Raw genomic sequence first — 13,300 nt, forward strand, 5'->3', positions numbered from 1 at the left:
AAAAATCAGTTTAACAGATTGATTTTATTAGGTATTTCAATATAAAATTTTGATTTTTTTCCATACTCAGATTCAACACTAATTTTACCACCAAGTTTATCTATTGTTTCTTTAGCAATATATAACCCAAGACCCGAACCAGTTGAAACTGTAGTAGCACGATAAAACATATCAAATATTTTTTCTCGATCACTTTCTACAATACCTATTCCATTATCCTCAATAATAATAGTTGCCTTAGTTGTATCAGGAGAAAAAGCAACATTTATAAAAGATTTTTCTTTTGCGGTATCTGAATATTTATAAGCATTTGAAATAATATTATTTAAAACGACCTTCAATCTTTGACAATCCGACGAAAATTGCTGTTTGGATTTTACTGAAACACTAAAATCAATTTGACTTTCATCTGTAAACTTAAGTTGGCTTTTTACCTCATGAACTAAGCTTTCAAAATCAATTTCCTCATAGACTAATTCCAAACGGGCATTTCTGGAATAATCAAGTATATCTTCAATAAAACCATCTAGTTTAGCAACGCTTTTATCCAATAAATCCAATCTTTCTATAATTGGTAAACTATTATCGAGCATTTCATTTTCTCTAACATCCTCAGTTGTTATATAAATAAGTCCCAACATCGATTTAAGAGGCGCTCTTAGATCATGCGAAACACTATATACAAATCGGTCTAATTCGGCGTTTGTTTTTTTTAATTCGGTATTATAACGAATTAATTCATTTTCAAATGTCTTACTCTCAGTAATATCCCTCATAATCTTTGAGGCTCCTACCACATTGCCTAATTTGTCATAAATAGGCGAAATAGTCAATGAAACATAAATAAGTTCTCCGTTTTTCTTTTGTCTTATCGTTTCAAAATGATCAACAGCTTGTCCAATAACTATTTGAGCCGAAATTTCTTTTTCCTCTCCTTTTAAATACTCCGGAATAAACTTTAAAATAGTACCTCCTATCATTTCCTCTGCTGAATAACCCAATATTTTTTCTGCCCCTTTGTTCCAGGAAGTAATAACATTATCCAATGTTGTACTAATAATAGCATCATCAGATGAATTAACTATAGAAGCTGTTAAAGCCTGTTGAACTTCTAATTCTTTTCTTTTAGAAATATCCCTATAGTTTACAATTATTGCATTTACACTATCTTTTTCCAGTAAATTCAAAGCTGTTCCCTCTACCCAAATTTCTTGTCCGTTTTTATGAATAAGTCTAAATTGATTTTGTTTTGGCTCATTAGGAGATTTCATCACTTCTTCTACAAAAAGTTTCCCTCGTGTTATTTCTTCCAAGGTTAAAAATTCAGTGAAACATCTATCTCTAGCCTCTTCATAGCTATAACCTGATATTTTCTCAGCCGAAGGACTTTGATAAACAATTTTAGCATTTTCATCTAAAAGCAGAATGGCATCACTTATATTTTCTGTCAAAACCCGATGTTTCTCCTCACTCTGTTTAAGTTTAAGTTCAGCTTGTTTTCGTTCTGACAAATCAGTTGCAAAAATCATTACATGAGTAACCTCATTATTAACAACCAAAGGAACTATTCTTGAACGTACCCAACGTTGGTGGTTTAATGCGTTTTCAATTTCCTGACTTTCCCCAGTAGCAAAACATTTCACTATAGCCTCTTTTGCATCTTTACGACTTTCTTCCGGTAAAATATCAATGCAATCCATACCTACAACATCTTCCTTTGTCCCTACCTTTGGATGCACCCTATTAATAGCTTCAATTTTATAAAATTGATTTACATATAAAATAATATCGGGAGAATTTTCAAATTGTTTTTTAAACAATTCAGTAGCTTTCTTACGTTCGGTTATCACTTCAGTAAACATAATAATACCACCTAATTCGTTAGACGATTTGTACCAAGGACGTATTTCCCATTTCATCCAATCCACAGTTCCATTGGCTCTCAAAAAAGAATCTTCCTCTCTTTTTTCAATCGCTCCCTGCAAGCATCGCTGATGAATATCTTTCCATTCCTGACCAATTTCCGGAAAAACTTCATAATGGCTTTTTCCAATAATATCTTGACCTAAAAGATTGTAATCTACCATCCAACGACGACTTGTTGCTAAATAACACATATTAGTATCAAACATTGCTAAAGATGCCGGACTGTGTTCAATAAACAAATCCAATTGAGCTTCCCTTTCAATTAATTGAGCTTCTGCTTTTGCTTGAGCAGTGATATCTTTTGCCAAAGAAAGCACAGCTTTCCGGTTATTATACTTAATCTTATGAGAAGCTATCTCCATAATCATTTCCTCTCCGTTTTTCTTACAATGACGCCAATTTCTTTTAGAAATAGACTCTTCATTGATCATCATATATTGAGCAAAATCTTTTATGTCATTATAATCTTCTTGAGGACGATAATCTAAAACCGACATTCTTTCCCATTCTTCTTTAGTATAACCATACTTATTTAAAACAGCATTGTTTATTTCTAAAATAGCCAATGTTTCTATATCCCAAATAATAATATAAGCAGGATTATTATCAAACAAATACCTGTATTTTTCTTCTGATTTCTTTATTGCTTCTTCTGTTTTTTTACGTGCGGTAATATCATGAACAATAGCAAAAAAACCTTTACCCTCCATCAATCTATTACTGATTTCGGTTTCAATAAAAACACCATCTTTTCTTCTTATTTTTCTATTGATTATTGCAAATTTGTTCTTTATAACAGAATTGATATCTTCTTTTTGTTTCTCAACATCTTCTGGAGACACTAAATTTGAAATCCTCATCTTAAGCAACTCCTCTCGTGTATATCCTAATAAAACACAAGCAGCATCATTTAAGTCAATAATTTCTGTTGCTTCATTCAAAATTAAAATAGCTTCTCCAGCATATTCAATCAGATTCCGGTAATTTTTTTCAGAAAGAAAAAGCTTGACCGCATTGAGATTTAAGCTACTTATAATAGTACTGTTCTTCTTTATAAGATAATAGGTAAACGGAAGAACAAAGAGAAAGGTTATAAATAGAATCCACAAAAATTTTTGGCTATAACTACTGTAAACTTTGTCGTTGTTTTTATTAATTTTTTTTCCAATTTCAACTTGTAAATGAAGTAAATTAGTGGCACTAATTATTACTGAATTTAATTCAGAGTACAATTGATTTTTGAGAATAGAATGAAGTAAACTGCTATCCTCTTTTTTTAATATTAATTTTAATTTTTCAATTGTATTATTGGTCTGATTAATATTAACAGTCATTTTAGAAACCAACTTCTTTTCTTTATCTGTAAAATAAGTGAATCTATAATTTTCCCAATTTACTTTAATGCTATCCTGAGCCTGAGTTAGCTTTTGCAATGCTTCACTATAAGAAATCGTATTATTATCAACCTGATGTGCAGTAGCAATTATACTAGAAGTATGAAAACGAATATCTGCCAATTGATCCATTGGTAGCATTCTGTCGTTGTATAATTCTTTCGAACTATTATTTAATTGTCTTATTTCTAAAATACCATAAATACCAATTCCTATAATAAATAAGGTCATGATAAATACTAACAGTGTTAATTCTACAGATGCTTTTAACTTATTTACCATATTTACGAATTAACAGAAATCAATATAAAATCATTGTAGTGCCCAAAAGCAAATAAGACAATGAAGAGTCAGGCAAATATAAAAAATATCCATTCTAAACCTAGAACATTTTAGACTGAAGCTCAAATTAATTTCACAGGTAATTAACACAAAAACTAAAAAAAACAAACATAAATAATACTAAAAATATTTTTTTATACCATTTACAAGTCAATCACCTAAAAATCAACAAACAAGCTTCTATTACATAAACCAGAAAAAAACACCTATAATTTCAACTTAAAAAAATTAGAACTATGGATTCTGGAATTGAATATTCTTAACAATTTCCTTTAATTGATTATCAAATTCCTCATTAGAAATCTTTCCGTTTTCAACATCAAAATTATCATTGAAACTTGGCAATGAAAAAACAGCTTTTATATCGGCACCATAACGTGGAAAAGCATTTTTGGCAATTTCTAATACTGATGCACCTCCTCTGGCTCCCGGCGAAGTAGCCAAAAGCAACAGTGATTTTCCCTGAAAAACTTTTCCGTTAATTCGGGAACACCAATCGTATAAATTCTTGAAAGCAGCTGAATAATTTCCATTATTTTCTGCCAAAGAAATGACTACAAAATCAGCAGATTCTATTTTTACCAAAAAAGCTTTCGCCAATTCATGCTGACCTATTTCTGCTTCGACATCAACGCTAAAAAGTGGCATTTGATAATCATTCAAATCCAACACTTCTACTTCAGCATTTACAAAAAGTGACGAAGCATAAGTCGCTAACTTCTTATTGATAGAATTTTTACTGGGGCTTGCGCCAAAGGCTATAATTTTCATAATCTTTTATTTTATTTTTAAAAGTAATAAAATTTGAAATACCAATTTCAAATAAAAAAACTGCTGAATTTCTCCAGCAGTTTTTTTCTATTTTCTTTATTCTAATAACTACACATTAAACCTAAAGTGCATTACATCTCCATCTTTAACAACATATTCTTTTCCTTCTACACGTAATTTTCCTGCTTCTTTAACTTTAGATTCAGAACCATAAGTTTCATAATCACCAAATGCAATTACCTCTGCACGAATAAATCCTTTTTCAAAATCAGTATGGATTACTCCAGCCGCTTTTGGAGCTGTATCGCCAATTTTTATAGTCCAGGCACGAACTTCTTTTACTCCTGCAGTAAAGTAAGTCTGTAAATTCAATAATTTATAAGCGGCACGAATTAAAACAGAAGAACCAGGCTCAGTTAAACCTAAATCCTGTAAAAACATCTGACGCTCTTCATAACTTTCTAATTCGGTAATATCAGCCTCAGCACCAACTGAAAGCACAATAACTTCAGCATTTTCATCTTTTACCATTTCGCGCACCTGCTCAACATACTGATTACCACTTACCGCCGATGACTCATCAACATTACATACATACAAAACCGGCTTAGTAGTAATCAACTGAAAATCCTCCATCAATTCTTCTTCATCATTATTTTGAGGAACTACCGTACGAGCTGATTTACCTTGTAATAAAGTTTCACGAATTCTATCTAAAAGTGCTTTTTCAGCCTGCGCTTCTTTATTTCCTGTTTTAGCAGCACGATTTACTTTTTCCAAACGTTTTTCAACCGTTTCTAAATCCTTCAACTGCAATTCGATGTCTATTGTTTCTTTATCACGAATTGGATTTACATTTCCGTCTACGTGAACAATATTATCATTATCAAAACAACGCAAAACGTGAATAATCGCGTTACATTCTCTGATATTACCCAAAAATTGATTTCCAAGCCCTTCACCTTTACTGGCTCCTTTTACCAAACCTGCAATATCAACAATATCAACAGTTGCCATTTGAACACGCTCCGGTTTTACTAATTCTTCTAATTTATTAATACGAGGATCCGGTACGTTTACCACACCAATATTAGGTTCGATAGTACAAAACGGAAAGTTGGCACTTTGCGCCTTAGCGTTAGACAAACAATTAAATAAAGTTGATTTCCCTACATTTGGTAATCCTACAATTCCTGCTTTCATGATCGTATTGTTTACAGCCAGCCATTACAGCTAAAGCCCTTTAGATTTTAAATTAAACGGTTGCAAATATAAGATATAAAAATCTATAGAGAGCATATTTATAAAATTAATACTGCACCACTTTTAAGATCATAAAACAAGCATTTTTATTATTGCTTTTCCCAATACTGATCCGTTAATTTATCTATCTTTTAAGAATTCCAAATCCAATGCTTTCAGCAAAAAAACTTATCTTGCAGTTGACAAATCACACCAAAACGATTAACAAACTAATTGCATAATTTATGACTAATCTTTATCCAGATAAAATGGCCGAAATATATGATGCCATGTACCAAAGCTTCATAAACTATGATAAAGAATATACTTTTTACAATAATTTACTCCAAAAAAACAATCCCAAAAGCATTTTAGAAATAGGCAGCGGAACAGGAAATCTGGCTCAACGTTTTATAGAAAATAAACAAAACTACACCGGTCTTGATTACAGCAAAAGCATGATTAGTATCTCGCAAAAAAGAAATCCAAACTGCGAATTTATTCACGCTGACATGCGTGATTTTAACCTCGAAAAAAAAGTAGATGCCATAATCATCACCAGTCGTTCTACGAGTTACCTAATTTCAAATAACGACATCAACGACACTTTTAGCTGTTTGTACAACAACCTTAATACCGAAGGAATTATTATTTTTGACTTCATAGACGCAAACCGATTCATTCCTCATATCAAAGAAAACACAGCCATTATTCATTCAGCCCAACATAAAGGCATTAATTATAGCCGAAAAAGCAGTTGGGAAGTAAGTATGCACGATAATTTTTTGCTCGAATGGACTGCTAAATATTACAGTGACGAAATTGACAATACTAAAATAATTGCAAACGACTATGCTACCGTAAGAGTTTTTACATTAAACGAAATGCAATTATTTCTCTATCTCAACCATTTTGAAATTATCGAAATTATCGACCGAAAAACCTATGCTTACGACACTTTTGTAATTGTAGCACAAAAAAAATCCTGAGTTATTCACTCAGGATTTTTAAATTGAAATTATATATAATCAACTATTCATTATGCAAGAAAGCCTGTCTGTTCAACAAGGTTTCTTCATCCTCTACATGATTCTCATCCGGAACACAACAATCCACAGGACATACAGCAGCACATTGAGGCTCATCATGAAACCCTTTACACTCTGTACATTTACCCGGAACGATGTAATATACCTCATCCGAAATTGGAGTTTGTGCCTCATCAGCATCTACTTCAGTTCCGTCAGGAAGCACTACTTTTCCTTTTAATGTTGTACCATCTTTATATCTCCAATCGTCAGCTCCTTCATAGATTGCTGTATTTGGACATTCTGGTTCACATGCACCACAGTTGATACATTCGTCTGTTATGATAATTGCCATTTTTATTCTGTGTTTATTTTGTTTGTAAGCTAAAATCCTTTAACCAAAAAAACATTTGACCTAAGACTTTTGACTTTCGACTTATTAAATCTTACTTTTGTGCAAAATTACAATCAAAACATTTCATAAACAAACATTATGACATTAGAAACAAAAAAAAATGCGTTTATTGAATTAGGAAAATTTTTAAGTCAATTTTCCGAAGCCGAAAACACCCAAAAAAAAGACGTTTTAGGCAATGCTGTTTTTTTTGATTCTTTTGTTGATTTAATCCATCTATCTCAATCTCATAATGGATGGTACACTCCTGAACAAGTGTATTATGCGGTTCAATCCTGGACAAATGCCCTGACAGCAGAAAACCTGAATACCTGGTTAAATGCTTATGATTTTACCAATGTAAAACCAAAGAAAATTGCACTGATACTAGCCGGAAACATTCCACTGGTTGGTTTCCATGATTTTCTATCAGTACTGGTTACCGGACACGATGTTTTAGTAAAAACATCCTCAAACGATCAGCATTTATTGCCTTTTTTAGCCAAATACCTAATTCACATTGCCCCCGAATTAGCTAATAAAATCACTTTTACCGAAGGCAAACTGGAAAATTTTGATGCCGTAATTGCCACCGGAAGCAACAACACTGCCCGTTATTTTGAATATTACTTTAAAGACAAACCTTCTATTATTCGCAAAAGCCGAAATTCGGTTGCCATCTTGAATGGAGAAGAAACCAAAGAACAATTAATTGCTTTAGGCGAAGATATTTTCAGATATTTTGGTTTAGGATGCCGCAATGTATCCAAGCTTTTTGTTCCAAAAGGATATAATTTTGATGCTTTTTTTGAAGCCATCTTCGAATATCAGGATATAATCAAATATGAAAAATACGCCAACAATTACGATTACAATAAGGCGGTTTTCCTGATGAGTAATTTCAAATTATTAGACAATGGCTTTTTAACTATCAAAGAAGATAATAGCCATGCCTCTCCTATTTCAAGCGTTTTTTACGAATATTACGAAAATCTTGCAGATTTAGAAAAAAGACTGGATTCAGAAGCCGACAATATCCAATGTATTGTGAGTAATAATTTAGTAAAAAATAGCGTCGCATTTGGACAGACACAACAACCTAAATTATGGGATTATGCCGATAATACCGATACTATATCGTTTTTGTTAATAACATAGAAAATTTTTTAATAATTATTATGAATAATTTAATGCTTATTCAACTCCTATTACCGAAATTTGCATTTTAATTTTTTGGACTTAAATACACCATGAAAAAACACAACTACAGCGCAGGACCATCTATCTTACCACAGGAAGTTTTTGAAAAATCAGCACAAGCTATTTTAGACTTCAATAATTCAGGATTATCTATCTTAGAAATTTCGCACCGAAGTAAAGATTTCGTTGCCGTTATGGACGAAGCCAGAGCTTTAGCTCTTGAATTACTAGGATTAGAAGGAAAAGGATACAAAGCTCTTTTTCTTGGAGGTGGAGCAAGCCTTGAATTTTTAATGGTTCCTTACAACTTGATGAAAGAAAACGGGAAAGCCGCTTATTTAGATTCAGGAACTTGGGCTACTGCAGCTATTAAAGAAGCTAAATTCTTTGGAGAAACTGTAATTGTTGCTTCATCAAAAGAAGACAACTATACTTATGTTCCTAAAGATTATGAAATTCCTGCTGACGCAGATTATTTCCACTGTACTTCTAATAATACCATTTTTGGTACACAAATGAAATCATTCCCTAAAACTAATGTACCGTTAGTTTGCGATATGAGTTCAGATATCTTCTCAAGAGTAATCGATTTTTCTCAATTCGACATTATCTATGCCGGAGCTCAAAAAAACATGGGACCTGCAGGAACTACTTTAGTAGTTGTTAAAGAAGAAATTTTAGGTAAAAACGGACGTGCTATTCCAAGTATGTTAGACTATGCTAAACATATCAAAGCTGACAGTATGTACAATACTCCACCAGTTTTCCCGGTTTACGCTTCTCTATTGACTATGAAATGGATCAAAGAAAAAGGAGGAGTTGCTGCTGTTGAAAAATTAAACAACGCAAAAGCAGAATTACTTTATAATGAAATCGACAGAAACCCATTATTTAAAGGTGCTGCTGTAGTAGAAGATCGTTCTAATATGAATGTTACTTTCTTGCTAACTAACCCAGAACACACTGAAACATTTGATAAAATGTGGAAAGAAGCCGGGATTTCAGGATTGCCAGGTCACCGTTCAGTAGGCGGTTACAGAGCTTCTATCTACAACGCTATGCCAATTGAAAGTGTACAAGTGTTAGTAGATGTAATGCAAGCTTTAGAAAAAAACGTTTAAAAACAAAACATATAAATAAATGGAACGATTAAAAGTCAAAAACTTTTAATCGTTCTTTATTTCAACCAAAAAAGAATTCGAATCTTTAAAATAAAAAAAAAGAAATGAAAGTATTAGCAAACGACGGGATTTCAAAAAGTGGAATCTTAGCTTTAGAAAAAGGTGGTTTTGAAGTAATCACTACAAAAGTGGCTCAAGAACAAGTAGCTAACTATATCAATGAAAACAACGTAAGCGTAGTTTTGGTAAGAAGTGCAACCAAAGTACGTAAAGATATTATTGACGCTTGTCCTGGTATCAAAATCATCGGTCGTGGTGGTGTAGGTATGGATAACATTGATGTGGATTATGCTAAAAGCAAAGGAATTCACGTAATCAACACTCCTGCTTCTTCATCAGAATCTGTAGCTGAATTAGTTTTTGCTCATTTATTATCTGGTGTTCGTTTCTTACATGATTCCAACAGAAACATGCCTTTAGAAGGAGACACAAAATTCAATGATTTGAAAAAAGCATATGCTAATGGAGTTGAATTAAGAGGGAAAACTTTAGGTATCGTAGGTATTGGTCGTATTGGTCAGGCTACAGCTAAAATGGCTCTTGGTTTAGGTATGAAAGTTATCGCTGCGGATAGTTTTATCCCAAAAGTAGATATTAAAGTTGAATTCTTTGACGGACAATCAGTAACTACAACTGTTGTTTCTCAATCATTAGAATCTTTATTTCAGGAAGCTGATTTCATTACATTACACGTTCCTGCTCAAAACGGTTACATTGTAACTGAAAAAGAGTTTGCTACAATGAAAGACGGTGTAGGTATTGTAAACTGTGCTCGTGGTGGTGTTATCAACGAAGTAGATTTAGTTAAAGCTTTAGATAGCGGAAAAGTTGCTTTTGCAGGTTTAGATGTTTTCGAAAACGAACCAACTCCGGCAACTCAACTTTTAATGCACCCAAAAATCTCTTTGACTCCTCACATTGGAGCTGCAACTGGAGAAGCTCAGGACAGAATTGGAACTGAATTAGCATCACAAATCATCAGCATTTTGAGCTAATAGTTTAAGAATTATATAACACAAAAGGACTCTTTATCAATTGGTAATGAGTCCTTTTTTCATTATATTTGATTAAACCATTTTAAAAAAAAGCTCATGTTAGAACAATTAACACAACTAGTACAAGAATTTGGACAAGATGCTGTTGTAAAAAACGAGGCTATTCCAAACGAACAAAATGAGGCAGTTTTAAAAGAAACCAGCAGTTCTATATTTTCAAGTTTACAAAAAATAGCAACCGAAGCTGATTTATCTCAAATTGCAGGCTTATTACAAGGCAAGGACATCAATAAAAATGATCCCACCATTCAAAAAATCACCAATGAAGTATCCAATTCATTGATTCAAAAATTAGGAATTAACTCAACTACAGCTACTAACACAGCAACAAATTTGATTCCTCAAGTACTCAGTTCCTTAATTAACAAAGCTAACGACCCAAAAGACAAGAGTATCAGCCTTTCCGGATTACTGGATTCCTTAACAGGCGGTGATAGTCCCGAACACGCTAGTATCATGCACGCTATAGGTACTTATGGAATTCATTTTGGTTTAGATCAAAACTCCGATGGAAAAATTGATTTAGACGATGCCAAAGAACTAACCAAAAAAGGAGGTTTAGGCGGTATGCTTGGAAAACTTTTTGGAAGATAAAATCAGATTACAATTTTACTATAGAGCCATTTATACCTGAGATAAATGGCTATTTTTTTTGTTAAAAACAATCAAAACAAGCTATTAAATTCGTAAATTTAAATAGCTTATTTCATCATCATGAAAAATATTTTTCACATATTAGTAACCCTTTTAGCTATTATTACAATAAGTTGTAATACAAACAAAACCAGTATTATAAAACAAAAAAACGAAATAGCCAGCACTAATGATACTATCAAAATTGCCAATAAAGACCTCGAATACGAAGTTATCATTATTGATCCCGGTTTCACAACCTGGCTTAACTCTATGGCTTATCCCCGCGGTTTTTATACCCAAAGTTATCTGGAAAACAAAAACAGATTGTATATCAACGAATGGAACAATCGCTTTTTACAACCGCAACGTTACAGCAGAAATTTATATGAAATGAATATTGATTACGACCCTAACATTGATTACGGTTACGAAGTAAATTATTTGATTTACAATTATATGATTTATTTTCAAAATAATTACCGTCAAAAACTCTGGGGTCACGTTCCTTTAAGATAATCTTTACTACATTTGTTATCATTATAAATAAAAATGAAGGGATTAAAAAAACGTTGGGGAATTACTTCTAATTTTCAACTTACAATAGTTTTTATCGTTTTTGCCATTACGGGATCAGCTTCGGCATGGATTTCAAAACCAGTTTGTGTCTGGTTAGGAATTCTCAAAGAAGATTTTGGTTTCTGGCACACTCCTATTCGTTTGATTTTAATTTTTCCTTTGTACCAAATTCTGTTAGTCCTAATTGGATTTTTATTTGGTCAATTCAAATTTTTCTGGGCATTCGAAAAAAAAATGCTTCAAAAAATGGGTTTGGGTTTTATGTTTAAAGAATAATCCTGAATTCAAAATCCCACTTACATCACCTGAGTTGTTTTGAAAACCTGAATAGGAGAAGCTAACAGAGTTTCGCTATTAGCTATAAAATCTATCAAATAAGACTGTTCATTATGAATATCAAGTCCCGCCTGATTTGTCCATTCTTCCCAAATAATAAAAACATTTTCGGAATAATGTAAATCATATTGAACACAAGCAGCTTCTTTTCTGGTATTAACAACCAGATTATGAACCATCTCTTTAACCACTTCTATATTTTCTTTTTTGCTTTTTATAATAGCTGTAATCGAAATCATAATTCTATAAAATTTAAAAAATGGAATCTACATAATTAAGTAAAATCCTGTTTAAAGATAATACTATTTTCTGTTTTTCCCTTTTCGAGCTGATGAAAATTAAAAACGGACAAGGATTTCAATGTTGGTGTATTCCTGTATAAATCAAAATTCTGTTGTTTTTGAGACTCAACTGTCCTTAGCTTCCGCAATCGAGTGTCAAATGTTTGAAGAATGCGTAAAAAGAAAAACTGTTTGATCCGCCGCTGCGGAGAGTTTTTTTCTTTTAGCATTCGAAAACTAATTTAACCGACGAGGAAGCGCAAGACTTGAAATCGAAGATTCATGAATACCAAAAAAATAGGAACGCATGAATAATATTTTGTTTCTTTTTTGATCAAGCAAAAAAGAAAATTAATAATCCATTATTTCACATTTAATAAAAAAGTCATTGGCTCGAACTCACGAAAAATTTCATCAAAAGCTAATTACCCTCAATCGATTCTAATAGCGTTTTAATAGATGCGATTCCTGATTTGGCCTATTTAACTTTAGTATTTCATCAGTATGTTTTACTTTTATAGGAGACAATATAAAACAACAATAAAATCATGGAAAAAAGAGCCCATCAATATAAACTCACACTCGAATACCTTAAGGATTCAAAAGGAGAAAGTATTTCAGTAGCCCCTATCGAATTAACGTTCAACAACCACGACGATATTTTCTCGATTATCGAAAGACAAAAGAACAAAAACTTATTTGGCGATAAGCAACAAGCTACCGAATTTGCCATTGGTCTGAAACTATTCAGCGAAGTGATGCTCAAAAATCGAAAAGATCCTTTGTTTGAGGAATTAGCTCCTGCCTTTGGAGCCTTTATGAAAAGACTCAAAGCCATTCCCGCCGCAGATTCAGAATAAATAATTTCGAATGAAAACAAAAAAAAAGGATTTCACTATTTAAAGCGAAATCCTTTTTCAATCTAAAAACTAAACTAT

General features: G+C 32.4%; 13 protein-coding genes. 8 read left to right on the forward strand and 5 right to left on the reverse strand.

What is annotated here, in order from left to right:
- Window positions 1-5: 5 nt before the first annotated feature.
- From BIW12_RS15510 to ychF, 3 genes are all read right to left on the reverse strand, one after another.
- Window positions 6-3,602 (reverse strand): PAS domain S-box protein, encoded by a 3,597-nt coding sequence (locus tag BIW12_RS15510; protein ID WP_071185952.1) that lies wholly within the window; start codon window positions 3,600-3,602, stop codon window positions 6-8.
- Window positions 3,603-3,896: 294 nt separating this feature from the next.
- Window positions 3,897-4,433, reverse strand: coding sequence for an NADPH-dependent FMN reductase (locus BIW12_RS15515; protein WP_071185953.1), 537 nt, complete (start codon window positions 4,431-4,433; stop codon window positions 3,897-3,899).
- Window positions 4,434-4,541: 108 nt separating this feature from the next.
- On the reverse strand, window positions 4,542-5,636 hold the full coding sequence (gene ychF, locus BIW12_RS15520; RefSeq protein ID WP_071185954.1) for a redox-regulated ATPase YchF: 1,095 nt from the start codon (window positions 5,634-5,636) through the stop codon (window positions 4,542-4,544).
- 284 nt (window positions 5,637-5,920) lie between these two features.
- On the opposite strand from ychF, the gene BIW12_RS15525 reads away from it, so the two are divergent.
- A complete protein-coding gene (locus BIW12_RS15525) occupies window positions 5,921-6,664 on the forward strand; it encodes a class I SAM-dependent DNA methyltransferase (protein WP_071185955.1) in 744 nt (247 codons plus the stop codon).
- A 43-nt stretch (window positions 6,665-6,707) separates the two neighbouring features.
- On the opposite strand, the gene BIW12_RS15530 is transcribed toward BIW12_RS15525, so the two are convergent.
- Entirely contained in the window at window positions 6,708-7,058 is a 351-nt protein-coding gene (locus tag BIW12_RS15530; RefSeq protein WP_071185956.1) for a 4Fe-4S dicluster domain-containing protein, read from the reverse strand.
- Window positions 7,059-7,196: 138 nt separating this feature from the next.
- Between BIW12_RS15530 and BIW12_RS15535 the strand changes: the two genes are divergently transcribed.
- The 6 genes from BIW12_RS15535 to BIW12_RS15560 all read left to right on the forward strand — a co-directional run bounded on the left by BIW12_RS15535 (window position 7,197) and on the right by BIW12_RS15560 (window position 12,021).
- Window positions 7,197-8,255, forward strand: a complete 1,059-nt coding sequence (locus BIW12_RS15535) for an acyl-CoA reductase (RefSeq protein WP_071185957.1) — start codon at window positions 7,197-7,199, stop codon at window positions 8,253-8,255.
- Window positions 8,256-8,347: 92 nt separating this feature from the next.
- Window positions 8,348-9,418, forward strand: coding sequence for a 3-phosphoserine/phosphohydroxythreonine transaminase (serC, locus tag BIW12_RS15540; protein ID WP_071185958.1), 1,071 nt, complete (start codon window positions 8,348-8,350; stop codon window positions 9,416-9,418).
- A gap of 104 nt (window positions 9,419-9,522) precedes the next feature.
- Window positions 9,523-10,473, forward strand: a complete 951-nt coding sequence (locus BIW12_RS15545) for a D-2-hydroxyacid dehydrogenase (protein WP_071185959.1) — start codon at window positions 9,523-9,525, stop codon at window positions 10,471-10,473.
- Window positions 10,474-10,569: 96 nt separating this feature from the next.
- Window positions 10,570-11,127, forward strand: coding sequence for a hypothetical protein (locus BIW12_RS15550; RefSeq protein ID WP_071185960.1), 558 nt, complete (start codon window positions 10,570-10,572; stop codon window positions 11,125-11,127).
- A 120-nt stretch (window positions 11,128-11,247) separates the two neighbouring features.
- A complete protein-coding gene (locus BIW12_RS15555; protein WP_071185961.1) occupies window positions 11,248-11,685 on the forward strand; it encodes a DUF6146 family protein in 438 nt (145 codons plus the stop codon).
- Window positions 11,686-11,718: 33 nt separating this feature from the next.
- A complete protein-coding gene (locus BIW12_RS15560; protein WP_071185962.1) occupies window positions 11,719-12,021 on the forward strand; it encodes a DUF6787 family protein in 303 nt (100 codons plus the stop codon).
- A 20-nt stretch (window positions 12,022-12,041) separates the two neighbouring features.
- Here the strand turns inward: BIW12_RS15560 and BIW12_RS15565 are convergent, their stop codons facing one another.
- Window positions 12,042-12,320: a putative quinol monooxygenase gene (locus tag BIW12_RS15565; protein ID WP_083382149.1), complete on the reverse strand. Its 279-nt coding sequence runs from the start codon at window positions 12,318-12,320 to the stop codon at window positions 12,042-12,044.
- Window positions 12,321-12,910: 590 nt separating this feature from the next.
- Here BIW12_RS15565 and BIW12_RS15575 point away from each other — a divergent pair.
- On the forward strand, window positions 12,911-13,222 hold the full coding sequence (locus BIW12_RS15575; protein WP_071185965.1) for a DUF3861 domain-containing protein: 312 nt from the start codon (window positions 12,911-12,913) through the stop codon (window positions 13,220-13,222).
- Window positions 13,223-13,300 lie beyond the last annotated feature (78 nt).

The sequence above is a fragment of the Flavobacterium commune genome (assembly GCF_001857965.1).
Taxonomy (GTDB): domain Bacteria; phylum Bacteroidota; class Bacteroidia; order Flavobacteriales; family Flavobacteriaceae; genus Flavobacterium; species Flavobacterium commune.

Excerpts from the sequence above, each read along its gene's own strand:
- BIW12_RS15510 (WP_071185952.1), bottom strand. The coding sequence starts at position 3,602 with ATGGTAAATAAGTTAAAAGCATCTGTAGAATTAACACTGTTAGTATTT.
- BIW12_RS15515 (WP_071185953.1), bottom strand. The coding sequence starts at position 4,433 with ATGAAAATTATAGCCTTTGGCGCAAGCCCCAGTAAAAATTCTATCAAT.
- ychF (WP_071185954.1), bottom strand. The coding sequence starts at position 5,636 with ATGAAAGCAGGAATTGTAGGATTACCAAATGTAGGGAAATCAACTTTA.
- BIW12_RS15525 (WP_071185955.1), top strand. The coding sequence starts at position 5,921 with ATGACTAATCTTTATCCAGATAAAATGGCCGAAATATATGATGCCATG.
- BIW12_RS15530 (WP_071185956.1), bottom strand. The coding sequence starts at position 7,058 with ATGGCAATTATCATAACAGACGAATGTATCAACTGTGGTGCATGTGAA.
- BIW12_RS15535 (WP_071185957.1), top strand. The coding sequence starts at position 7,197 with ATGACATTAGAAACAAAAAAAAATGCGTTTATTGAATTAGGAAAATTT.
- serC (WP_071185958.1), top strand. The coding sequence starts at position 8,348 with ATGAAAAAACACAACTACAGCGCAGGACCATCTATCTTACCACAGGAA.
- BIW12_RS15545 (WP_071185959.1), top strand. The coding sequence starts at position 9,523 with ATGAAAGTATTAGCAAACGACGGGATTTCAAAAAGTGGAATCTTAGCT.
- BIW12_RS15550 (WP_071185960.1), top strand. The coding sequence starts at position 10,570 with ATGTTAGAACAATTAACACAACTAGTACAAGAATTTGGACAAGATGCT.
- BIW12_RS15555 (WP_071185961.1), top strand. The coding sequence starts at position 11,248 with ATGAAAAATATTTTTCACATATTAGTAACCCTTTTAGCTATTATTACA.
- BIW12_RS15560 (WP_071185962.1), top strand. The coding sequence starts at position 11,719 with ATGAAGGGATTAAAAAAACGTTGGGGAATTACTTCTAATTTTCAACTT.
- BIW12_RS15565 (WP_083382149.1), bottom strand. The coding sequence starts at position 12,320 with ATGATTTCGATTACAGCTATTATAAAAAGCAAAAAAGAAAATATAGAA.
- BIW12_RS15575 (WP_071185965.1), top strand. The coding sequence starts at position 12,911 with ATGGAAAAAAGAGCCCATCAATATAAACTCACACTCGAATACCTTAAG.